We start from the raw sequence: 21365 nt of genomic DNA, 5'->3' as shown, positions 1-21365 counted from the left end.
CATGAAGGCGGCGCTTTGGGTTTTGGCCGCCGGGGCAAAGTGGGTAAGATAAGCCAATCACTGTTGTGCCGGACCGCCACAAACCTGTATCTTGGTGCCATGTGGCCGTAAGCAAATGAATCTGTGTATTACTAAAGCAAGGGTATAAAGATGGATAATGCAAATAAGCCGAGTTTCCAGGACGTGCTGGAGTTTGTGCGTATGTTCCGCCGCAAAAACAAACTGCAACGCGAGATCGTCGACAACGAAAAGAAAATTCGTGATAACCAGAAGCGCGTGCTGCTGCTCGACAACCTGAGTGAGTACATCAAGCCCGGCATGAGCATTGAAGACATTCAGGGCATCATCGCCAACATGCGCAGCGACTACGAAGATCGCGTTGATGACTACATCATCAAAAATGCCGATCTGTCCAAAGAACGCCGCGAGCTGTCCAAAAAGCTGAAGGCGATGGGCGAAGTGAAGTAACCCGCTTTAGCGGGCCGGGCGTCCTGCCTGGCCCGCATCCTTATCCCGCCTGATTTTCCGTTCTTGCCGACACTGCCGTTTCCGTTGGGGCGTTCCCCGGCGGCCGAAGGCGCCTCCCCATCCTGCAGGATCTGCAGGTAACCGTCGGGGAACGCGTGTTACTGCTCCGCGCCGTACATGTCGAAGTCGAAATACTTGTCGTTGATTTTCTTGTAAGTGCCGTTGGCGCGGATCGCCTGCAGCGCGGCGTTGAAGGCGTTAAGCAGCGCGGTATCCTCTTTGCGCACCCCGATGCCGTCGCCGATGCCGAAGTACTTGCTGTCGCTCAATTCGGCGCCGATAAAGGCGAAATCTTTGCCGCCGGGCGTTTTGAAGAATTCGCTGGCGCTGACGCTGGCCAGCAGCGACGCATCCAGGCGGCCGTTGGCCAGATCTTCGTTCACCTCCTGCTGGCTTTGGTAAGCCACCACGTTGACGCCGGCCGGCCGCCACAGCGCGTTGGCGTAGGCCTCCTGGCTGGAACCTTGCTGCACGCCGACCGATTTGCCCTTCAGCGAGGCGGCGGTAGGCTGCAGGTTGCTGCCTTTATGCGCCACCAGCCGCGCCGGGGCGTTGGAGACTTTGCTGGAGAAAGCGATCTGCTGCCGGCGCTGCGGCGTAATGGTCATCGACGAGGCGATGGCGTCGAACTTCTTCGCCTGCAGGCCGGGGATCATGCCGTCCCAGCTGCTTTCCACCCACACGCATTTGGCCTGTATCTGGTCACACAGCGCCTGGGCGATATCGACGCCGAAGCCGGTCAGCTTGCCCTGCGGATTTTTATACTCCAGCGGCGGAAAGGTGGGATCGATGCCCAGCTTGATCACTTTGCCGCTGAATTCACCGCTCAGCGCGGGAAAACTCGCGGCCAGCGGCAGCAACAACAACAGCCCTTTGATGATTTTCATGTCATTTCCTCTGTGTTGGCGATTAAACCGCGGGGCGAGCCAAAAAGCGCTCGACCAATTTGACCCAGTAAGTGGCGCCCAACGACAGACTGTCGTCGTTGAAGTCATAACCGGGGTTGTGCAGGGAATTGCCCGGCGTGGCGGGGCCGTTGCCGATCGAGATGTAGCTGCCCGGGCACTTCTCCAGCATAAAGGCGAAATCTTCGCTGGCGGTGAACGGCCGCAGCGTGGGGATCACCCGGCTCTCTCCGGCCCATTCCAGCGCCACCGCGCGCGCCAGTTCGGTTTCTGCCGGGTGGTTCACCAGCACCGGGTAGCCGTGTTGATAGTCGATCTCCGCGCGGGCGCCGAAGCTGGCGGCCTGCGCCGTGACCAGTTCGGTGATGCGCTGTTCCAGCCGCGCACGCACCGCCGCCGTCAGCGCGCGCACGCTGAGCGTCAGGGTGGCGGTCGCCGGGATCACGTTGGCGGCCTGGCCGGCCTGCATCGCCCCCACGGTGACGATCGCCGTTTCCTGCGGATCGATATTGCGCGCCACGATGGTTTGCAGGCTCATAACGATGGCTGCGCAGGCCACCACCGGATCGACGGTGCTCTGCGGCACCGCGCCGTGGCCGCCGTGGCCGTGCAGGGTGATGTGCACCGTATCGGCCGAGCACATGAAGGGGCCGCAGGCGAAGCCCAGGTGGCCGGTGGGTAAGCCGGGCACGTTGTGCATGGCGAACACCGCGTCACAGGGGAAGCGCTCAAACAGGCCGTCTTCGATCATCACTCTGGCGCCGCCGCCGCCTTCTTCCGCCGGCTGAAAGATCAGATGCAGCGTGCCGAAAAAGTTCGGCTGCCGCGCCAGATAGCGCGCCGCCGCCAGCAGCATGGCGGTGTGCCCGTCGTGGCCGCAGGCATGCATCACCCCGGAATGGGTGCTGGCGTAAGGCAGTTCGGTGGTTTCGGCAATCGGCAGGGCGTCCATGTCGGCGCGGATGCCGAGCGATTTTCCCGGCCCGCGCTGCAGTGTGGCGACAACGCCGGTTTGTCCTACGCCACGCGTGACGCGGTAACCCCATTCCTCCAGCCGCCGCGCCACCAGATCCGAAGTGGCGAACTCCTGGAATCCCAATTCCGGGTGGGCGTGAATATGGCGGCGAAGGGCGACCATCTCATCATGAACGGCGGCGATCTCAGGCAGTAGCAGTGAATGCATCATCACGGTCTCCGGCAAAAGGGTCCCGGCCAGTGGGCGGGGAACGGGGCAGAGGGGATAGGCATCGAGACTAGCAAACTCCATTTTTGCCGGGTAGCCGCCGTTCGGTTATGCTGACAACTTATGATTGTCAGGAGGTGGACATGAAACTGCACCAACTGCAGGCGCTGGTGGCCAGCGCCGACAGCGGCAGCATTCGCGCGGCGGCGCGGCATCTGGGGCTGTCGCAGGCGGCGGTGACCCGCGCACTGCGCGAACTGGAGCAAGAACAGGCGCTGCCGCTGCTGATCCGCACGCCGACCGGGCTGGGTTTTACCCCCTACGGCAAAACCCTGCTGGCGCACGCCCGGCTGGTGCTGAACCAGTTAGAGCAGGCGCAGGGCGAAATGGCGGCGCTGCGCGGGAGTGCGGCGGATCTGGTCAAGGCGGCGATTACCCCCTGGCTGATGCTGACGGTGCTGCCGCCGGCGGTGATGGCGTTTCGCGGCAAAGTGCCGGCGGTGCGGCTGGAACTGTCGGAAAGCCTGATGGCCAACGCCCAGTCGCAGCTGCGCGAGGGCACGATGGATTTCGCCATCACGCCGCTGCCGGCGTCGTCGGCGCCGCAGGAGTTCCACTGCGAGCCGCTGCTGGAGTATGAAACGGCGTACATGGTGCGGCGCGGCCACCCGCTGGCGCACAGCACCTCGCTGCATCAGCTGCTGGAGCAGGATTGGGTGATGAGCTATACCCAGGAAAGTTTCGATGCGCTGCTCGACGAGGTGTTCCACCGCCACGGCGCGCGCCTGCCGCGCCAGCGCATTATCCAGGCGCATTCGTTCGGCATGCTGCAGGCGCTGGTGGAATCCGCCGAGATGTGCACCTGGTGCCCGCGGCCGATCGCCGCGCTGCCGCAATTCGCCTCTCGCCTGCAGCCGCTGGCGCTGCGCGAGAGCTGCCAACCGGCGCAGTTGAATATCGTCACCCGGCGCAACAGCATTCTGAACGCCGCCGCCCATGCGTTTATCGACACGCTGGTGCGCACCCTGCGCCAGCAGGTGCGATCGTCGCGGCCGGAGGATCGCCAGATCTACGATCGCGTGCGCCTGCTGATTTAGCGGATCTGCCCGGATCGCCGATCCCGTAAATGGGATCGCGATCCGCATTTGTAGCATTTTTAGCCGCAATGTTAACGAACTGTGATTTTGCTCAAATAATTATTTTTGCAGCTTTGGTTATATGTCGCTCTATGTTCACGTTGTCATTTTTAGTTATCGGGATGTGTAATGGTTAATTTGTTGAAATTTATAATTTTATAACTCAGTTCGTTTTTTGTTTGATAAAAATGACAACGTCAACATTTATAATTTTCAAGCGTTTAATGAGAGTATTGGAGGAATAGATGAGCCAGTTGCCGGAAAAAATGCGCGCGGTCGTTTGCCACGGCCCGCAGGACTACCGTTTCGAACAGGTGCCCACGCCGCTGCCGAAGGCGCGCGAGCTGGTGATCAAGGTGGAAGGCTGCGGCATCTGCGCAGGCGACTGCAAGTGCAAGAACGGTGCGCAGATGTTTTGGGGGGAGACCCCGTGGGTCAAACCGCCGGTGGTGCCGGGGCACGAGTTCTACGGCCGCATCGCCGCGCTGGGCGAGGGCGCGGAAGGCAAATACCGGATCGGTGAGCGGGTGATCGCCGAGCAGATCGTGCCGTGCTGGGAGTGCCGTTACTGCAAATCCGGCAGTTACTGGATGTGTGAGACGCATAACATTTACGGCTTCCAGAAAGACGTGGCGGAGGGCGGCATGGCGGAATACATGCGCTTTTCCGAGAACGCCATCGTGCACAAGATCCCGGAAAGCCTGAGCCATGAAGACGCGGTATTGATTGAGCCGATGGCCTGCGCCATCCACACCGTGGCGCGCGGCGACATCCAGCTGGACGACGTGGTGGTGCTGGCCGGCGCCGGGCCGCTGGGGCTGTGCATGGTGCAGGTGGCGCGCCTGAAAACGCCGAAGAAACTGATCGTGATCGACGCCATCGACGAGCGGCTGGCGCTGGCGAAGGAATTTGGCGCCGACGTGGTGATCAACCCGCTGAAGGAAGACGCCGACCAGATCGTCAAATCGCTGACCGGCGGCTACGGCTGCGACGTCTACATCGAGGCCACCGGCGCGCCAATCGGCGTCACTCAGGGGCTGCAGATGATCCGCAAGCTGGGTCGCTTCGTGGAGTTCAGCGTGTTTGGCAAGGAAACCACCGTCGACTGGTCGATCATCGGCGATCGCAAGGAGCTGGACATTCGCGGCGCGCACCTGGCGCCCTACAGCTATGAGATCGCCATCGATCTGTTCGAGCGCGGGCTGGTGACCTCAAGCGGCGTGGTCACCCACAGCTATTCATTGAACGACTGGGACGAAGCCTTCGCCCTGGCGGACTCGACCGACTCCATCAAGGTGATCCTGGTTCCCTGACCCTCCCGCCGTACCGCTGTTGCAGTCACGACCGTCGGCCCGTCCGCAATGGAGGGGCCGGCCGGTCGGCCAAACGTAAAGACATGCTGTTGCTCTGATAACCACAACAAGAAGCTTCCCTACAGGAGAATTGGCTATGTTTTCATTATTCAAAAAGACCCTGCCTTTTATCGTCGCCGGTGGAATGTTGGCGGCCAGCCATGGGGCGCTGGCCAAGCAAATCACTATCGGTATGTCGTTCCAGGAAATGAACAACGACTACTTCGTCACCATGAAGCAGGCGCTGGATCAGGCGGCGGCGGATATCGGCGCCAAGGTGTACGTGGCCGATGCCCGCCATGACGTCGCCAAACAGATCGGCGACGTGGAGGACATGCTGCAGAAGAAGGTGGATATCCTGCTGATTAACCCAACCGATTCGGTGGGGGTGCAGTCGGCGGTGATCTCCGCCCATAAGGCCGGCGCGGTGGTGGTGGCGATCGACGCGCAGGCCGAAGGGCCGTTGGACTCGTTCGTCGGCTCGGAAAACTACGACGCCGGCTTCCAGGCGGGCGAGTACCTGGCGAAAGCGCTGGGCGGCAAAGGCAAGGTGGCGATCCTCGACGGCATCCCGGTGGTGCCGATCCTGGAGCGCGTGCGCGGCTTTGAAGCGGCGATGAAGAAATACCCCGACATCAAGATCGTCACCAAACAAAACGGCAAGCAGGAGCGCGACACCGCGCTGACCGTCACCGAAAACATGCTGCAGTCGGCGCCGGATCTGGCGGGCATCTTCAGCGTCAACGACGTCGGCGCGCTCGGCGCCCTGGCGGCGATCGAAAGCAACGGCGCCAAGGTCAAGCTGGTGAGCGTCGACGGCCAGCCGGAAGCCATCAAAGAGATCCTCAAGCCGAATTCGCCGTTTATCGCCACTTCGGCGCAGTTCCCGCGCGACCAGCTGCGCATCGCGCTCGGCATTGCGCTGGCCCGCTACTGGGGCGCCACGGTGCCGAAAACCGTGCCGGTCAAAGTGAAGCTGATCGACCGCAGCAATGCGGCCGGCTTTAGCTGGTAACAGCGGCAGGTTCGCCCCGCTGCGGCGGGGCGTTCGGCGCGGAGGGCAATGCGGTGACACCTTTACTGGAACTGAAGCGAATAAAAAAGAGCTTTCCCGGCGTGAAGGCGCTGGACGGCATCGATCTGGCCATTCAACGGGGCGAGGTGCACGCCCTGCTGGGCGAAAACGGCGCCGGCAAATCGACGCTGGTGAAAATCATGTGCGGCATCCATCAGCCGGACGAGGGCGACATTTTTATCGACGGCGAGCAGCGCCACTTTAACAACTATCGCCAGGCGATCGAGGCCGGGGTCGGCATTATTTTTCAGGAATTCTCGTTGATTCCCTACATGAGCGCCATCGACAACATCTTCCTCAACCGGGAGATCAGGAACCGCTGGGGCCTGCTGGATCGGCGGGCGATGCGGCGCAAGGCCGAGGCGATCTTCAAGCGGCTGACGGTGGCTATCGATCTCGATTGCCCGGTGGAGCAGCTGAGCGTGGCGCAGCAGCAGTTCGTTGAGATCGCCAAGGCGCTGTCGCTGGAGGCGCGGGTGCTGGTGCTGGACGAACCGACCGCCACGCTGACGCCGGGCGAGGCCGAACACCTGTTCAGCGTGATGAACGATCTGCGGCTGCTGGGCGTTGGCATGGTGTTTATCTCGCACCATTTGGACGAGATCTTCACCATCTGCGATCGCATCACCGTGCTGCGCGACGGCGCCTACATCGAAACGCTGGCCACCGGCGACACCAACGTGGAAGAGCTGGTGCGGCTGATGGTCGGGCGCAAAATCGAGAACGCCTTCCCGGTGAAACAGCATCCGGTTGATACCGAGACGGTGCTGCTGGAGGCGGAGATCCAGCGCGAGAAGCACGGCGCGACCGACCGTTTTCGGCTGCACAAGGGCGAGATCCTCGGCTTCGCCGGGCTGGTGGGCTCCGGGCGCACCGAGACCGTCTCGGCGCTGATCGGCGCCAGCCGCTGCCACCGCAAACGCGTCAGCCTCGGCGGCCAACCGGCGGCGCTGCGCTCCCCGGCGCAGGCGCTGGCGCAGGGCATCGGCCTGCTGCCGGAGAGCCGCAAAACCGAGGGCCTGGTGCTGCCGTTCTCGGTGGCGCAGAACATCACCCTCAACCGGCACCACCGGCGCGGCAAGATCTTCGTCAGCGCCCGCCAGGATCGCGACGTGGTGCAGCGGCTGATCCGCGCCGTGGGGGTGAAAACCCCGGACGCCGAGACCGCCGTCAGCACCCTGAGCGGCGGCAACCAGCAGAAAGTGGTGATCGCCCGCTGGCTCAACAACGACTGCAACATCCTGATCTTCGACGAGCCGACGCGCGGCATCGACGTGGGCGCCAAGGCCGAGATCTACCAGCTGATGCAGCAACTGACCCAGCAGGGCATCTCCATCATCATGATTTCCTCCGAACTGCCGGAGATCATCGGCGTGTGCGACCGCGTGCTGGTGTTTCGCGGCGGCCATATCGTCGCCGAGCTGACCGGCGACGACATCGAATCCAACCACATCATGCTTCACGCGACCGGGAGTGCCTTATGATCGGAATTGAACAACCCGCCGTGGCGCGCCGCGCCGCCGGCCTCAGCCTCGGCAAGCGCTGGGAAAAACTGCTGCATCACCCGGCGGTCCTGCCGTTTATCGGCTTCGCTGTCCTGTTCGTGCTGATGAGTCTGCTGAACGACAGCTTCCTCAGCGTCAACAACCTGACCAACGTAGCGCGCCAGGTGTCGATCAACGCCATCATCGCGGTGGGCATGACCTGCGCCATCCTGACCGGCGGCATCGATCTCTCGGTGGGGCCGGTGATGGCGCTGGCCGGCTCGGTCGCCGCCGGGCTGATGCTGGCGGCGGTGCCCATTCCACTGGCGATGGTAGCGGCGTTGGCGCTCGGCGCGCTGTTCGGCCTGGCCAACGGCGCCTGCATCGCCTACCTGCGCATGCCGCCGATCATCGTCACTCTGGCCTCGATGGGCATCGCCCGCGGCCTGGCGCTGCTTTATACCGGCGGCTACCCGATCTCCGGCCTGCCCGACGTCTTCTCCTTCTTCGGCCGCGGCACGGTGCTGGGTATCCAGGTGCCGATCCTGATCATGCTCGGCGTGTATGTGCTGGCCTGGCTGATGCTCAACCAGCTGCCGTTCGGCCGCTACGTCTACGCGATGGGCGGCAATGAAGAGGCGGCGCGCCTGAGCGGCATCCGCGTGCCGCGCTACAAGATGCTGGTGTACGTGATCAGCGGCCTGACCGCCGCGCTGGCCGGGCTGGTGCTGACCTCGCGCCTGATGAGCGGGCAGCCCAACGCCGGCGAAGGCTTCGAGCTGGACGCCATTGCCGCCGTTGTGCTGGGCGGGGCGGCGATCTCCGGCGGGCGCGGCGCCATCGTCGGCACGCTGGTGGGGGCGATGATGCTCGGGGTGCTCAACAACGGCCTCAACCTGATGAACGTGTCGCCGTATATCCAGAACGTGGTGAAGGGCGGCATCATCCTGGCCGCCATCTACCTCAGCTCCGTGCGGCGCAAATAGGAGGCGCGATGTCAGTCTTTCTTGGCATAGACGTCGGCGGCACGGTGATCAAGGCCGGGCTGTACCGGGCAAGCGGCGAAGAGCTGGCGATCGCCGAGCGCGACGGCGCGGCGATCGCCGCCCAGCCGGGCTTTAGCGAACGCAATATGGATGCGCTGTGGGATGACGTCTGCGCGGCAATCCGCCAGACGCTGCACGCTGCGGGGCTGTCGGCCGGGCAGGTGCGCGGCGTCAGTTTCTCGGCGCACGGCAAAGGGCTGTACGCCATCGACCGCCACGGCAAGCCGGTCGGTAACGGCATCCTCTCCTCGGACAACCGCGCGGCGGCCACGGCGGCTGAGCTGCGCCGCGCCGGCGTGGACGCGCAGAGCTACCCGCGCAGCCTGCAGCCGCTGTGGCCCAGCCACCCGGCGCTGCTGCTGCGCTGGCTGAAGCAGCGGCAACCGGCGCAATACGCCGCCGTCGATCGCATCCTGATGGCGCACGACTACCTGCGCTTTCGCCTCACCGGCGAGGCGGCGGCCGAAGTGACCAACATCTCCGGCAGCAACCTGTTTAACCAGCGCAGCGGCGCTTACGATCCGGCGCTGATGGCCGCCTTCGGCATCGAAGAGGCGCAGGAGAAGACCGCGCCAACGATCGGCTCGGCGCAGCTGGCCGGGCGGGTGACGGCCGCTGCGGCGGCGCAATGTGGTCTACGGGTAGGAACTGCGGTGTACGGCGGCCTGTTCGACGTGGTGGGCGCGGCGCTCAGCTCCGGCGTGGCCGACGATCGCACGCTCAGCGCGGTGGCGGGCACCTGGTCGATCGCCACCTGCGTGACCGAGCGCATCATTCCCGCCGATTACCCCTACGCCTGGGGGCGCTACTGCATCGACGGCCGCTATTTCGTGCACGAAGGCAGCCCGACCTCGGCCGGCAACCTGGCCTGGTTCCTGCGCCAGTTCTGCGCCGGCGACCGGCAGCGCTACGCCCAGTTCAACGCCTGGGTGGCCGAGCGCCGCGAGCAGCCCAGCGGGCTGCTGTTCCTGCCGTATCTGTACGGCTCCAACCTCGGCGGCAACACGCCGGGCGGGCTGATCGGCCTGAGCGCCCATCACGAGATGGCGGACGTGGTGCAGGCGATCTACCAGGGCATCGTGTTCTCGCACCTGATCCATCAGGAGCGCATGGTGCAGCTGAACCCGCGCATTGAGCGGGTGCGCATGACCGGCGGGCCGACGCAGTCCGAGGTGTGGATGCAGATGTACGCCGACGCCGGCAACCTGCCGCTTGAGGTGGTGGAAACGCGCCAGAGCGGCTGCCGCGCCGCCGCCCTGTGCGCCGCCGTTGGCGCCGGGGAGTACGCCGGGTTCGCCGAGGCGATCGCCGCCGCGCCGCCCAAACTGCGCTGTTATTATCCCGCGACCGCCGCCCATCGGCGCCTGCGCGCCCAGCAGGCGCGCTATCTGGCGGTCGCTCAGGCTTTGAGTGAGGTGACTGATGCAAACGACTAACGCCGCCTGTCTGGGGTTGTATGAAAAGGCGCTGCCCGCCGAACTGAGCTGGCCGCAGCGGCTGGCCACCGCCGCCGAGCTGGGCTTTGAATTTGTGGAGATGTCGATAGACGAACAGCCGGCGCGCCAGCAGCGGCTGGATTGGGATCGCCGCCAGCGGCTGGCGTTTATCCAGGCGCGGCTCGACAGCGGGGTGACGGTGCCGAGCCTGTGCCTGTCGGCGCACCGGCGCGATCCGTTCGGTAGCGCCGACGCCGCCACCCGCGAACGGGCGTGGGTGCTGATGAGCAAGGCGCTGGAACTGGCGACGGATCTCGGCATCCGCAACATCCAGCTGGCGGGCTACGACGTCTATTACGAACCCGCCGATCGCCACAGCCGCGAGCGCTTTATCGAGGGCATGCAGTGGGCGGCGGCGCAGGCCGCCAGGGCGCAGGTGATGCTGTCGGTGGAGGTGATGGACACGCCGTTCATCAACAGCATCAGCAAATGGCGCGACATCGCCCGCCACATCAACAGCCCGTGGTTCACGGTGTATCCCGATCTCGGCAACCTCAGCGCCTGGGGCAACGACGTCGCCGCCGAGCTGGCGCTGGGCATCGGCAGCATCACCGCCATACACCTCAAAGACACCGTGGCGGTGGGGCCGGGCAGCGCCGGGCAGTTCCGCGACGTGCCGTTCGGCGAGGGCTGCGTGGATTTCGCCCACGCTTTTTCCGTGCTCAACGCGCTCGGCTATCGCGGCCCCTATCTGCTGGAGATGTGGGCGCGCGAAGACGGGCAGGACAAGCAACGCATCGCCCAGGCCAAGACCTGGATCGAACAACAGATGAATGAGGGAGGCATCGCATGCTGAACGAACTCAAGCGGCAGGTGCTGGCCGCCAACCTCAGCCTGCCGGCATACGGGCTGGTGACCTTTACCTGGGGCAACGTCTCGGCGATCGACCGCCAGAGCGGGCTGGTGGTGATCAAGCCTTCGGGCATCGCCTACGAGGCGATGACGCTGGCGGATCTGGTGGTGGTGGATCTGGAGGGCAAGGTGCGCGAAGGGCACCGCAAACCTTCATCTGACACCGCCACCCATCTGGCGCTGTACCGCGCCTTCGCCGATATCGGCGGCGTGGTGCACACCCACAGCCGCAACGCCACCATCTGGGCGCAGGCCGGGCAGCCGATCCCGGCGCTGGGCACCACCCACGCCGACTACTTTTACGGCGACATTCCCTGCACTCGGCCGATGAGCGAGGCGGAGATCGCCGGGGATTACGAGGGGGAAACCGGCAAGGTGATCATCGAGACCTTCAATCAGACGGGGCGCGATCCGCAGCAGGTGCCAGGGGTGCTGGTATACTCCCACGGCCCGTTCGCCTGGGGCAAGGACGCGGCGGATGCGGTGCATAACGCGGTGGTGCTGGAGGAGGTGGCGATCATGGCGATGGCGACGCGCCAGCTGGCGCCGGCCATCGCCCCGATGCAGCCGGAGCTATTGGACAAACATTTCCTGCGCAAGCACGGCAAACACGCCTACTACGGGCAATAGCGCCCGTCAGCGATTCAACAGCGAGCCGGTGAAGAACTCTCTGCGCACCGGCAGCTCGCCGCGCGGGCTGTTAATGGCGCTGAACAGCAGCTCCGCGGCGATCTCCCCCAGTTTCTGCGTATCGTGATACACCCCCGGAATGTGCAGGCCGTAAGCGCCGGCGCGCGGCGGCTCGTCTATCGAGAAGAACTTCACCTGCTGATAAAGCCCCATCTCGTGGCAGATGGCGATGGCGCCCAGCGTGATGATGCCGTTCAGGCCGATGATGTAATCCGGGCGGTTCTCCGGCTGCGCCAGATAGGCGCGCACCTCGCTTTCTTGCGAGGTGAAATCGTAGTCGCCGTTGATGATATGAATCTCACGCCCGCTGCCCTGCAAGGCCGCGACGATGCCGGCGGTGCGCGTTAGCGTAATTTCCGAATCCGCCGGGCCGCCGATAATCAAAAGCTTCTGCTCCGGCTGCTCCGCCAGATAACGCCCGGCCAGCACGCCGATCTCGCGGTTATCGAGGAACACGCCGCTCAGCTGCTGATCGTAAAGGTCACGGTCGATCAGGATCAGCGGCACGCCGTACACCTCGGCCAGCTCGAGATAGGCGGGGCGGTAGCGCTTGTCGTCGCGCACCGCCGACAGCAGGATGCCGCGCGCCTTGTAGCCGAACAGCGCCTGAATGGCGCGCATTTCCGCCTCTTCGCTGCCGTCGGTGTCGAACAGCATGATCTGATAACCCTGCTGGCGCGCAATGCGCGACACGGTCTTGATCAGGCCGGAATAGAACGGGTTGTACATGCTGCTGGTGACGATGCCGATAATCTGGCTGCTGCTGCTTTTCAGCCCCTGCGCGAACGCGTTGGGCACATAGTTCAGCTCTTTGGCGATGGCGTGAATGCGCTCGCGGGTTTCCGGCTTTACCAGCTCGGGCTTATTGAAGGCGCGGGAAACGGTGATATTGGTCACCCTGGCGCGGCGGGCGATATCCACGATAGTGGCATTGGGATTGGCTTTCGACACCGTCTTTCCTTGCGTTATGCCTCAACAGATCCCTTATTGTAGGGAAAGGGCGGGGGCGGTGCTAGGGGGGCGTTGGGGGGAGGCTGGAGTTGGGGAGGGAAAATAATGAAATGAAAATAGAGGTAATAATGTCGTTGGTTTATTAATTATGAGTTGAATCATTTTATATGGCCGTATTTTGTTGCGGGGAATTTGATAAGGTGTGTTTCATGTTCGAAGCTAGGTATCAATGGCAGCTTTGTGCCAGGAGCGGACATCCCCATATTGAAAACAAAACCGCTAAGCTGTATTTTTGGTGGTTATAAAAATGAAAAAGGGTTCTCAGATGAGTGAGATGTTTGAAATTGCATATGCAGCAGCCACAAATAGGCTTTGTCTATTTACCGGAACAGGTTTTTCTAAGGAGGTGTCTAATGGTGATGCCCCAACATGGAAAGGTCTTCTCGAAGAACTGTGCGGCATTTTACCAAATGCAGATAAATTAAATATGTCACTTTTTCCAAAAGAAAAGTCATCACCTTTAAGCCTAGAAGAAACAGCGCAAATAATCTCAATAAAGCTGGCAGCTCAAGATAAGGACATTCATGAAGAAGTTGCTAAGATTATTTCCAAGATACAATTAGGGGGTGGTAATGAGGAAATTGAGTATTTTTTTTCTAACCGTTCTTTCCGAGTTGTAACAACCAATTATGATAAGCTAGCTGAAAGTTTAACATGTGAAAATACTTCTCAATCAATTACACCGGGGTTACCGATACCAAGATCTTCTGCGAATGTTAAAGTCTATCATGTACATGGTTCCATAGATTCTCCCCAAAACATGGTGATCACATCAGAGGATTACTTTAAATTTATAAATAGTGATTCATATTTTTCTCGAAAATTAAGCACTGTTTTGTATGAAAACACTGTTGTGATTTTGGGGTATTCTCTTGGGGATACAAACCTAAAAGCAATTATTAGTGATTATAAGGGTTTTTCTAAAAGTCATGTGGTTGGCTCGAATATATTTTTGATTTCTAGATCCTCAATCGACCAAAATGTGAAGGATTATTATTTTCACTGCTACGGAATTAGAGTTTTAGATGCCCTTGAAATTAATCTTTTCTTTAAGAATTTAAACAAGGAAATACCGAAAGCAGAAAGAATTTCTGAAATATCTTTAAAGTCCATCCGGAAAGTTGTATATGAAAATCACTCATTCAAAGACACGTACTTAAAGCTCGAAGACTCATTCTATCAGATTATTTCTGCAATTGCCGCTGAAGGGCTGAGCTGGAATAATGCAATGGTAGTAGCAATGATTGGCGATGTTATTGAAACAAAAACAAATTTAACCAACGAGCATAATGCCTGGGAACAATATGAACATCTAGCTCGTTGGCTAATTTACCTCGGAACTATTTTTGAAGTGCATAAAACTTCAATAGAGGCGAAATACCTTGATGCAGTACTACGCTCGATGACAACAATGAGGAAAGATTACTATATTGGATACTCTTGGCATGCATACCGCTCTTGGAAGAATCGTTGGCCATCTATGATTGTGTCAAACCGGATGCTAATTAAAAAACACATTGAGGAGAATACCACATGGCCTGATGCTCTAACCATAGTAAACGATATTGATTAATGATATATGGATAACATGCACTTATAAAAAATGATAGTTTTCGAACGGTTTAGAGCTATAAGAGGATATACTAATTTAATGGTATATTCGTTGAAGGAGAACACTTTTGGATCAAAGTAAAGATGGATATCCACAGGGCCCATTGGTACGAGCTGTGTGGGACTGTTGTGATGAGCTTTATGATAAATTGGGTCGAGCTCCATCCCGACAGGAACTTAATGATGAAATCGGCAAGCGCGAACCCCATCGCGTAGGCATTAGCACACACTCACGCCAATGGGGAGAGTGGATGCGTCATCATAATTTCTCAACATTTGTGGCTGATGCACCAGGTATCATCCCTGAAGAAATGCTCTATCCACAATATCTCCGTGTATGGTATGCCGTAATACAACTAAATTCCGCTTCTGCTGCAGATATTGTTAAGTGGATCCGGAACAGCAACGCGCCCTTGAAAGAGACTGAGATCCGCATTCAACTGGATGCACTGACTGTCAATAGCAACTCTCGGTATCGATATCTTGGTAGCCGTAAAAGTGCTCGTACTGACCTAGGTAACCCATACGACGTTTTATTTCGTACTGGAAAACTACGAAATACACGGTATGAACTTTATGCCCAAGAGCTGCACGGTATATGGGATATTGGCGATGATGGCAGAACGCCAGTTCAGATTGCTGTCCCAAGGTCATGTGATCGGTTAGTGCTCGAAGCGAGAGACGAAGTATTCACGGAACTCCCTGAGGATGAAGGTGACATCCGTCTAAAGGCTCTGCGTGAAGTTATTGTTCGGGAAGGACAACCCGTATTTAGACGAAAACTCATTGAAGCTTATGAGGGCAGATGTGCGGTAACAGGCTCTTCGATCCAGGTGTTACTTGAGGCTGCTCATATCATCCCTTATGCCGGTGCCTGGCATACCCGCGCCCAGCACGGTTTGTTACTCAAAACAGATATTCATACTTTATTTGACCGTGGTTTGCTCTGGATTGATACCGAATTGAAAATAAGGATATCAGAACAGTTAGCTGGGACAGAATATGCAGAGTTAGATGGACGATACCTAAGGTTACCAAAAGATAAAAAAGATTGGCCGTTAATCACTCATTTGATAAATCATCGGCAATATTGGAGTGAAAAACATGATGACGATGAATGCTCTTAACCTAGTAATGTCCGATTCTTGCTCAAAGCCGCCCCTCTAATGTCATCGTTCAAAACAATAAACTAGCGCCAACAGCAGTGGAGCTAAGGCGCTGAGAGACTCACTGTGTGAAAACAGCAATCCACGACAAAGAACGATCGAAAAAGCAACGTGGACGATGAGCTCTACGATCGTCTTCTGGTAACAACACCGCTAATCTAGCAGCGACTTTTCACCCCCAACCCCTCTCCACAACCCCGGCAACAACCCCAACGTTTCATCAATCAGCGTCCGTCGGTCATTGCCTGGTTTCCAGATAGTCACCATGGTTTGGCTGATCCCTTGGCTGCCCACTTCGGTGCACAGCGTGTTGACGTTTTTCCACTGTTCCGCATGCATGTGCGTCGGCAGGAATCCCCAGCCGCAGCCTTGTTCGAGCAGGGCGCGCAACATCTCAAGCTCGTTGGTGAAAATGGTATGCCCGGAAATTTGCAGGCGGCGCGCCACGGGCTCGTCAGAATCCGGGTGCATGATCACCTGCGGCGTGAGCGAGAGTTCCAGCAGCGAGAGCGGCTGTTCCGCGCCGGGGAAAAGCGCTTTAGACGCGTAAAAATCCATCTCTATCGCCCCTAAGGCGCGCCACTCCATGGCGTCGCCCACGCTGCGATGGCGCGCCTGGCAGATCCCCAGATCGGCCTGGCCGCTTGCCAGCAGCCTTTCCGCTTCGTCGCGCGAGGCGTTAATCAGGCTCAGGCGCGTGTTGCGTTTGGCCATGGTGGCAATCAGTGCCTGCAGCAGCGCGCGGGGCGTGAAGGGATCGTAGACCAGCGAGATTTCCTGCGCCGCGCTCTTCGGCACGTCTTTGGCAAACGCCTCAAACGCTTTCACCTGGCGCATCAGCAGGTGCGCCTGGCGCTGCAGCTGTTCGCCTTCCGGCGTCAGGTGCAGGCTGCGCCCCTCGCGCAGGAACAGCGCATAGCCCAAGCCATCCTCGAGAAAATCAATCAAATCGCGCAGCGTCGTGCGGTCTTTGCCCAGCTTGAGCGCGGCTTTCGCCAGGCTGCCGTGCTCGGCCACGGCGGTGAAGGCTTCCAGTTGGGCAAAGGAATAAATCAGGCTCGGCACGCGGTTCCCCCGTCGATTTTGCGGGGGATTTTCCCCCATCAGGCGTTTTTTATTATAGGTCGCGTTTTTTTAAGCTGAACGCCTTCCTGAGCTAAGCGAGAAAAAATATGAAAAGCAAAGTGTTTAACCGCAGCCTACTGGCGGGCGTTGTCATCAGTCTCTGCAGCGGCCTGCTGGCGCCCGCTGCGCTGGCCGCCTGTGCGGGCACCGAACTCAGCGCCTGTCCCGCGCCTTTCGATGCGCAATTACCGGACACGCACAAGATGCTCACCTGGAGCCAGAGCGACCGGGTGATCGGTTTTCGTAATGACTACCGCAACTATGCCGGGGATGTGTTTCATCACGGCAGTGCCACACCGCTGGTGGCTGCCGCTAAACAGCTAACGAATGCCAGCTATCAGGTGAATGGCAAAACCTACAGCCTGCAGGATTATCTTCAGCGCCAGAACGTCAGCGGCATGCTGGTATTGAAAGACGGCAAAATCGCCTGGAAATATCTGGGGCAGGGCAATGCTGACGCCACGCTGTGGACGTCGCGCTCGGTGGGCAAATCCGTGGTCGCCACGCTGGTGGGCGTGGCGATTAAACAGGGCAAGATCCGCTCGCTCGACGATCTCATCACGCAATATGAACCCGATCTGAAAGGCACCGCGTGGGACGGTGTGACCCTCAGGCAGCTGATAACCCACACCTCCGGCGTGGCGTGGAATGAGGATTACACCAACCCGAAGTCGGACTTCGCGCAGCTGACCGAGTGTGAAGCCAAACCCGGCACCTATGCCTGCGTGCGCAAGCTGGTGGCCGGCCTGCAGCGTGCGCATCCGGCCGGGCAGAACTGGTCTTACTCCTCCGGCGGTGCCTGGTTGCTGGGCGATGTGCTGGAGCGCGCCACCGGCATGCCGCTGGCGGCCTATCTGGAGCAAAGCATCTGGCAGCCGTACGGCATGGCGAGCGACGGCGTGTGGCATGCCTACGCCAAAGGCCAGCACGACGTGGGCGCGCACGGGTTCAACGCCACGCTGGAAGACTGGGGGCGCTTCGGTGAGTTCATTCTGCATAACGGGACGTTGCCGAACGGCAAACAGATCTTGCCGGAAGATTGGGTAGCCCAGTCGTCCAACTGGACGCGGGCGACGGGCTCGGTATCGGTGGCGCATCCTGACGGCATCTACGGCTACCAGTGGTGGAACAACGAAGTGCCAATGAATGCGACTAACGTAGAACCCGCTCCGCAGGCGTCCCTCAAGCATTCCCTGTGGGCACTGGGGATCTTCGGCCAGATGATCATGGTGAATCAGGCGGAGAATCTGGTGATAGTCCAGTGGTCCACCTGGCCGCAGGCGGAGCCTTCTTTCAGCGCGCAACCGCTGGAAGCATCGCTGATGTTTAGCGCGATAGCGAAGGAGTTGCGTTAACGTCGGCAACTATCGGCAGAGCGAGCAGGGGCGAAGGAGTTGGACGTATAGGGATATTCTTTGTTGATGGTGGATGTTGTAGCCTGACGTCAATGGAAACGTTACTTGATGGAGAATGCATCTGGGCTGCGAATATTTAAGCCAGATGCAATCTGACAGCTCTGTATAAATAACCGGCAGCTGTCAGATCAGCGTTGATGAAATTACTGCGCTTCCTTTGCTCCTTTTAAAAGCATGAGCTCGAGTATTTTCTTACACTGTTCATTGTATTCTGAGTCATCTTGGCTGTCTTTTATTTGCCGATTTACTGCTGTTAACAGCGAAAGATTGTTTATATTTACCGGATTAGGATTCGCACCCCGATTGAGCAGTAGGGTCATGTGCTCAAAGGCTGAGCTAAAAAAAGCATCCATTAATAAGGTTTGTTGCAAGGAGTCTCTGATATTTATGTCCGCTCCGTACTCCAGCATCACCTTTAACGTTTCAGTGTTCTTGGCTTTGATTGTTTGGAATACAATGGGCTCATTGAATACCTTATCTTTTGCGTTTGGCGGTAAACCGCCGTCGAGCATGGCTTTGACCCAAATCCCCTTGTCGGCTTTCATGACGAATTCCGCTGGGCTGCTACCTCCTTCTGGTCTGGGTTGCAGCGGGTCTGCGCCAGTTTTTACCAAGTCGGTTATTATTTTCAGCCTTTCTGGCGTGTTTTTATCATAGATTGAGTTTAGCACCGACCAAAACAGCAGGGTCATGTCTGCCTTAACCGGTCGATTCAGTTCTTCCTTGCTGACAGAGGGAAGTTTCTCTTTCAGTTTCACTTCATCGCCATCATAAATCAGCTGTGCGATGTCCAGTTGACGGCCTTCAAAAAAATCCTGTGGTTCATATTCCATGTTTTTTTTGCATCCTTGCATCATGAGAACAGTAAACAGTAACGCCATTGCCATTATCAATTTTCTCATATTCTCTCCCTGATAGTGGTGATAGAATAGAGTCAATTTTCTACAGGTAGTGGAGGCCAGTCACCACCCTTTTTAATTAATAACTCTTTTATCTTGTCAATTTTCTCTTTATCCTCGGCATCTCCTACACCTCTATCTATAAAGCGCTGAAGCTGATTACCCATAGTCCAACCAAATTTCCCTTTTATTTTGCTATCTGCACCTCTCTCTAACAAAAAAATCGTATGATCAAACGAATGAGAATCCAGTGAGCTTATCAATAAGGTGTTTCCCAATGAGTCTCTTGTATTTATGTCTGCGCCATAATCCAGCATCACCTTTAACGTTTCAGTGTTTTTGGCTTTGATTGTTTGGAATACAATGGGCTCATTGAATACCTTATCTTTTGCGTTTGGCGGTAAACCGCCGTCGAGCATGGCCTTGATCCAAATTCCCTTGTCGGCTTTCATGACGAATTCCGCTGGGCTGCTTCCTCCTTCTGGTCTGGGTTGCAGCGGGTCTGCGCCAGCTTTTACCAAGTCGGTTATTATTTTCAGCCTTTCTGGCGTGTTTTTATCATAAATTGAGTTTAGCACCGACCAAAACAGCAGGGTCATGTCCGCCTTAACCGGTCGATTCAGTTCTTGCTTACTTATTGAAGGAAGCTTTTCTTTCAGTTTCACTTCATCGCCATCATAAATTAGCTGTGCGACTTCCAGTTGCTGGCCTTCAAAAAAATCCTGTGGTTCATATTCCATTTTTTTATTGCATCCTTGCATCATGAAAACAGTAAACAGTAACGCCATTGCCATTATCAACTTGCTCATAATCTCCCCCTGATAGTGGCGATATCCTCGTCTTTCTGATCTTCAATCAACTTTATTGTCTGGTCTATACCGTGTTTATCGAGCAGGGTTCCTGTCCCTCCGGCAAGCGTGTGCGGTATGCCGGCAGCATCAGGCAGCGCTAGTGATGACCACACTTTCAAGGTGAAAGGAAATGCTACCCCCCAGGGTTTTTGTAACGAATCGGGCAGGGCATTTTTTATAAGCTCATAATCACTTTCGTTATTAACCTCCTGTAACGTGGTTAACAGCTCACCCTCCACTCGATAGGCTTGTATGTTCTTGGCTGAACCAAGAGTCCCCCCTCCGTATTTTCTAATTGTTCCGCTGTTGAGTCCGGCTGCATTAAACGTCCAGGCGGGTTTTCCACTGGTCATTGATGCGGCGGAGGCCATGCCGCCACCTAATGAATGACCAGTAATATCAATGCCGGGGGTTTTTGATATGCTTTCGCCAATATTGATGGCCTTTTTATAATACTCGGAGTTTGCCCCCATCCCCTGAGCGCCATTATTTATCCAGTCATTCACATTTTTAACCCCTGATAAGTCGCCCTTAAGGGCCTTTTTGGCGGCGCTGCCGATTCCCTGCGGGAACTCTGGCGCTCTTGACCCTCTGAACACGACCGTCGGATTCATCTCTTTACCAAAAACACGGCTATCAGGTTGATATACCCTTGCCAAAAAATCCGGCGATTCATCCCTGTCAAAGAGCATATTTCTGTTTAGCCCAATTTTACTCAGGGCCGCATTATCGTTACTGATATCTTTCCAACCCTCAGGAACGCCGGGAGTATCCTTTAGCGGGTTCGTGGTCTTGTAGATATTCTCCGCCAGCTTTGCCTTCTCGACGGCGACATTGTTTGCCGCCAGGCGTTCCGAGGCGATTCGGGCGTCGGGGTAGATACTCCGTTGCCCGCGGCCAATGAGGTACTTTCGCTCCTGCCAGCGTTGTGCCTTGGTCAAGGGCCCTGACACGACCTGCTGTGCAGCTCTTCCACTTTGCGCCGGGATATCCGGGCCAAGGGCCGGTTTGGCCCGCGTGACTTGTGCGGGGAAGACGGACGGGCGCGCCCGGCGGCCGCCATAAGACTTCACGGCCTCTTCGTACCGCCTCACTATCCTGTCCACCGGGTAGTTGGGCTCTTGTCGCCCCTGTGGTATCAGATAACCGTCGATGTCGGCGTAAAATGGCCCCATCGTCGCCAACACGCCGGGCCGGGTTTCGACCGCTACGACAACGCCGCTCATCAGGTCACTCTGCACCTTTGCGCGCAGGTTGGAGCTTATTCCGTTTTGCGTAACGCCGACTTCACGGCGGATCCGTTCACCACCGCGAAAACCAGAAAAAAGCGACAGAATGTCATTGTCCGGCATGTATGAAAGTCCGTGACAGGCGCTGGAGGGGCTGACTATACGGGGGAATTCATCAGGTGAAATAATATCATCGGCGATATACAGCAGTTTCAAACTGGAAAACATAGTGTGTCTCTTCCTTTGCTTGCTGCGTCTTGGCCTGTTCAGGCGGGCGCTCGCACTCCTTGCACTCGATGGCCCCCTGAGGG

Annotated in this window: 19 protein-coding genes; 12 read left to right on the top strand and 7 right to left on the bottom strand. The window is 57.9% G+C overall.

The window, feature by feature from the left end:
* The first annotated feature begins 150 nt into the window (after positions 1-150).
* Positions 151-468, top strand: coding sequence for a PTS system regulator TmaR (tmaR, locus tag WFM45_RS12330; RefSeq protein WP_004935612.1), 318 nt, complete (start codon positions 151-153; stop codon positions 466-468).
* Positions 469-626: 158 nt separating this feature from the next.
* Here the strand turns inward: tmaR and WFM45_RS12325 are convergent, their stop codons facing one another.
* Both WFM45_RS12325 and WFM45_RS12320 read right to left on the bottom strand, forming a co-directional pair.
* Complete coding sequence (locus WFM45_RS12325) at positions 627-1415, bottom strand: ABC transporter substrate-binding protein (RefSeq protein ID WP_213929307.1); 789 nt, start codon at positions 1413-1415, stop codon at positions 627-629.
* 22 nt (positions 1416-1437) lie between these two features.
* A complete protein-coding gene (locus WFM45_RS12320; RefSeq protein ID WP_156865855.1) occupies positions 1438-2619 on the bottom strand; it encodes a M20 aminoacylase family protein in 1182 nt (393 codons plus the stop codon).
* Positions 2620-2759: 140 nt separating this feature from the next.
* On the opposite strand from WFM45_RS12320, the gene WFM45_RS12315 reads away from it, so the two are divergent.
* From WFM45_RS12315 to araD, 8 genes are all read left to right on the top strand, one after another.
* The gene (locus WFM45_RS12315) at positions 2760-3713 is read left to right on the top strand and encodes a LysR family transcriptional regulator (protein WP_336955858.1); all 954 of its coding nucleotides are present in this window, start codon (positions 2760-2762) and stop codon (positions 3711-3713) included.
* Between the two features lie 284 nt (positions 3714-3997).
* On the top strand, positions 3998-5065 hold the full coding sequence (locus WFM45_RS12310; RefSeq protein WP_033632578.1) for a zinc-binding dehydrogenase: 1068 nt from the start codon (positions 3998-4000) through the stop codon (positions 5063-5065).
* Positions 5066-5201: 136 nt separating this feature from the next.
* Positions 5202-6119, top strand: a complete 918-nt coding sequence (locus WFM45_RS12305; protein WP_015378502.1) for an ABC transporter substrate-binding protein — start codon at positions 5202-5204, stop codon at positions 6117-6119.
* A 53-nt stretch (positions 6120-6172) separates the two neighbouring features.
* A complete protein-coding gene (locus WFM45_RS12300) occupies positions 6173-7663 on the top strand; it encodes a sugar ABC transporter ATP-binding protein (protein ID WP_336955855.1) in 1491 nt (496 codons plus the stop codon).
* Positions 7660-8649 (top strand): ABC transporter permease, encoded by a 990-nt coding sequence (locus tag WFM45_RS12295; protein WP_033632580.1) that lies wholly within the window; start codon positions 7660-7662, stop codon positions 8647-8649. The genes WFM45_RS12300 and WFM45_RS12295 overlap by 4 nt, the downstream gene beginning before the upstream one ends.
* Positions 8650-8657: 8 nt before the next feature.
* Complete coding sequence (locus WFM45_RS12290) at positions 8658-10145, top strand: FGGY-family carbohydrate kinase (RefSeq protein ID WP_311265996.1); 1488 nt, start codon at positions 8658-8660, stop codon at positions 10143-10145.
* Positions 10132-11001: an L-ribulose-5-phosphate 3-epimerase gene (locus WFM45_RS12285; protein ID WP_085336783.1), complete on the top strand. Its 870-nt coding sequence runs from the start codon at positions 10132-10134 to the stop codon at positions 10999-11001. Before WFM45_RS12290 ends, WFM45_RS12285 begins: the two co-directional genes overlap by 14 nt.
* On the top strand, positions 10995-11687 hold the full coding sequence (araD, locus tag WFM45_RS12280; protein ID WP_336955850.1) for an L-ribulose-5-phosphate 4-epimerase: 693 nt from the start codon (positions 10995-10997) through the stop codon (positions 11685-11687). Before WFM45_RS12285 ends, araD begins: the two co-directional genes overlap by 7 nt.
* 6 nt (positions 11688-11693) lie before the next feature.
* Here araD and WFM45_RS12275 read toward each other — a convergent pair whose 3' ends face one another.
* Positions 11694-12698, bottom strand: coding sequence for a LacI family DNA-binding transcriptional regulator (locus WFM45_RS12275; RefSeq protein ID WP_004935582.1), 1005 nt, complete (start codon positions 12696-12698; stop codon positions 11694-11696).
* A 325-nt stretch (positions 12699-13023) separates the two neighbouring features.
* Between WFM45_RS12275 and WFM45_RS12270 the strand changes: the two genes are divergently transcribed.
* Both WFM45_RS12270 and WFM45_RS12265 read left to right on the top strand, forming a co-directional pair.
* Entirely contained in the window at positions 13024-14331 is a 1308-nt protein-coding gene (locus tag WFM45_RS12270; RefSeq protein ID WP_336955849.1) for an SIR2 family NAD-dependent protein deacylase, read from the top strand.
* A 106-nt stretch (positions 14332-14437) separates the two neighbouring features.
* The gene (locus tag WFM45_RS12265; protein WP_072062323.1) at positions 14438-15496 is read left to right on the top strand and encodes an HNH endonuclease; all 1059 of its coding nucleotides are present in this window, start codon (positions 14438-14440) and stop codon (positions 15494-15496) included.
* Positions 15497-15688: 192 nt separating this feature from the next.
* Here the strand turns inward: WFM45_RS12265 and WFM45_RS12260 are convergent, their stop codons facing one another.
* Positions 15689-16600: a LysR family transcriptional regulator gene (locus tag WFM45_RS12260; protein WP_336955846.1), complete on the bottom strand. Its 912-nt coding sequence runs from the start codon at positions 16598-16600 to the stop codon at positions 15689-15691.
* A 107-nt stretch (positions 16601-16707) separates the two neighbouring features.
* On the opposite strand from WFM45_RS12260, the gene WFM45_RS12255 reads away from it, so the two are divergent.
* Positions 16708-18015, top strand: coding sequence for a serine hydrolase domain-containing protein (locus tag WFM45_RS12255; RefSeq protein ID WP_336955844.1), 1308 nt, complete (start codon positions 16708-16710; stop codon positions 18013-18015).
* A 203-nt stretch (positions 18016-18218) separates the two neighbouring features.
* Here WFM45_RS12255 and WFM45_RS12250 read toward each other — a convergent pair whose 3' ends face one another.
* From WFM45_RS12250 to WFM45_RS12240, 3 genes are read right to left on the bottom strand one after another with little or no spacing between them, the layout of a single operon-like run.
* A complete protein-coding gene (locus WFM45_RS12250) occupies positions 18219-18977 on the bottom strand; it encodes an ankyrin repeat domain-containing protein (RefSeq protein WP_336955842.1) in 759 nt (252 codons plus the stop codon).
* Positions 18978-19009: 32 nt separating this feature from the next.
* A complete protein-coding gene (locus WFM45_RS12245) occupies positions 19010-19783 on the bottom strand; it encodes an ankyrin repeat domain-containing protein (RefSeq protein ID WP_336955840.1) in 774 nt (257 codons plus the stop codon).
* The gene (locus WFM45_RS12240) at positions 19780-21282 is read right to left on the bottom strand and encodes a phospholipase (protein WP_336955838.1); all 1503 of its coding nucleotides are present in this window, start codon (positions 21280-21282) and stop codon (positions 19780-19782) included. The genes WFM45_RS12245 and WFM45_RS12240 overlap by 4 nt, the downstream gene beginning before the upstream one ends.
* Positions 21283-21365 lie beyond the last annotated feature (83 nt).

It is taken from the genome of Serratia sp. KG1D, assembly GCF_037150675.1.
Taxonomy (GTDB): domain Bacteria; phylum Pseudomonadota; class Gammaproteobacteria; order Enterobacterales; family Enterobacteriaceae; genus Serratia; species Serratia nematodiphila.
Note: the sequence above shows the minus strand (reverse complement) of the source record. Positions and strands in the feature narration are given on the sequence as shown.

Coding starts and splice junctions, on each gene's coding strand:
- WFM45_RS12295 (WP_033632580.1), top strand. CDS start 7,660: ATGATCGGAATTGAACAACCCGCCGTGGCGCGCCGCGCCGCCGGCCTC.
- WFM45_RS12315 (WP_336955858.1), top strand. CDS start 2,760: ATGAAACTGCACCAACTGCAGGCGCTGGTGGCCAGCGCCGACAGCGGC.
- WFM45_RS12270 (WP_336955849.1), top strand. CDS start 13,024: ATGAGTGAGATGTTTGAAATTGCATATGCAGCAGCCACAAATAGGCTT.
- WFM45_RS12325 (WP_213929307.1), bottom strand. CDS start 1,415: ATGAAAATCATCAAAGGGCTGTTGTTGTTGCTGCCGCTGGCCGCGAGT.
- WFM45_RS12240 (WP_336955838.1), bottom strand. CDS start 21,282: ATGTTTTCCAGTTTGAAACTGCTGTATATCGCCGATGATATTATTTCA.
- tmaR (WP_004935612.1), top strand. CDS start 151: ATGGATAATGCAAATAAGCCGAGTTTCCAGGACGTGCTGGAGTTTGTG.
- WFM45_RS12320 (WP_156865855.1), bottom strand. CDS start 2,619: ATGATGCATTCACTGCTACTGCCTGAGATCGCCGCCGTTCATGATGAG.
- WFM45_RS12285 (WP_085336783.1), top strand. CDS start 10,132: ATGCAAACGACTAACGCCGCCTGTCTGGGGTTGTATGAAAAGGCGCTG.
- WFM45_RS12250 (WP_336955842.1), bottom strand. CDS start 18,977: ATGAGAAAATTGATAATGGCAATGGCGTTACTGTTTACTGTTCTCATG.
- WFM45_RS12245 (WP_336955840.1), bottom strand. CDS start 19,783: ATGAGCAAGTTGATAATGGCAATGGCGTTACTGTTTACTGTTTTCATG.
- WFM45_RS12305 (WP_015378502.1), top strand. CDS start 5,202: ATGTTTTCATTATTCAAAAAGACCCTGCCTTTTATCGTCGCCGGTGGA.
- WFM45_RS12255 (WP_336955844.1), top strand. CDS start 16,708: ATGAAAAGCAAAGTGTTTAACCGCAGCCTACTGGCGGGCGTTGTCATC.
- WFM45_RS12290 (WP_311265996.1), top strand. CDS start 8,658: ATGTCAGTCTTTCTTGGCATAGACGTCGGCGGCACGGTGATCAAGGCC.
- WFM45_RS12310 (WP_033632578.1), top strand. CDS start 3,998: ATGAGCCAGTTGCCGGAAAAAATGCGCGCGGTCGTTTGCCACGGCCCG.
- araD (WP_336955850.1), top strand. CDS start 10,995: ATGCTGAACGAACTCAAGCGGCAGGTGCTGGCCGCCAACCTCAGCCTG.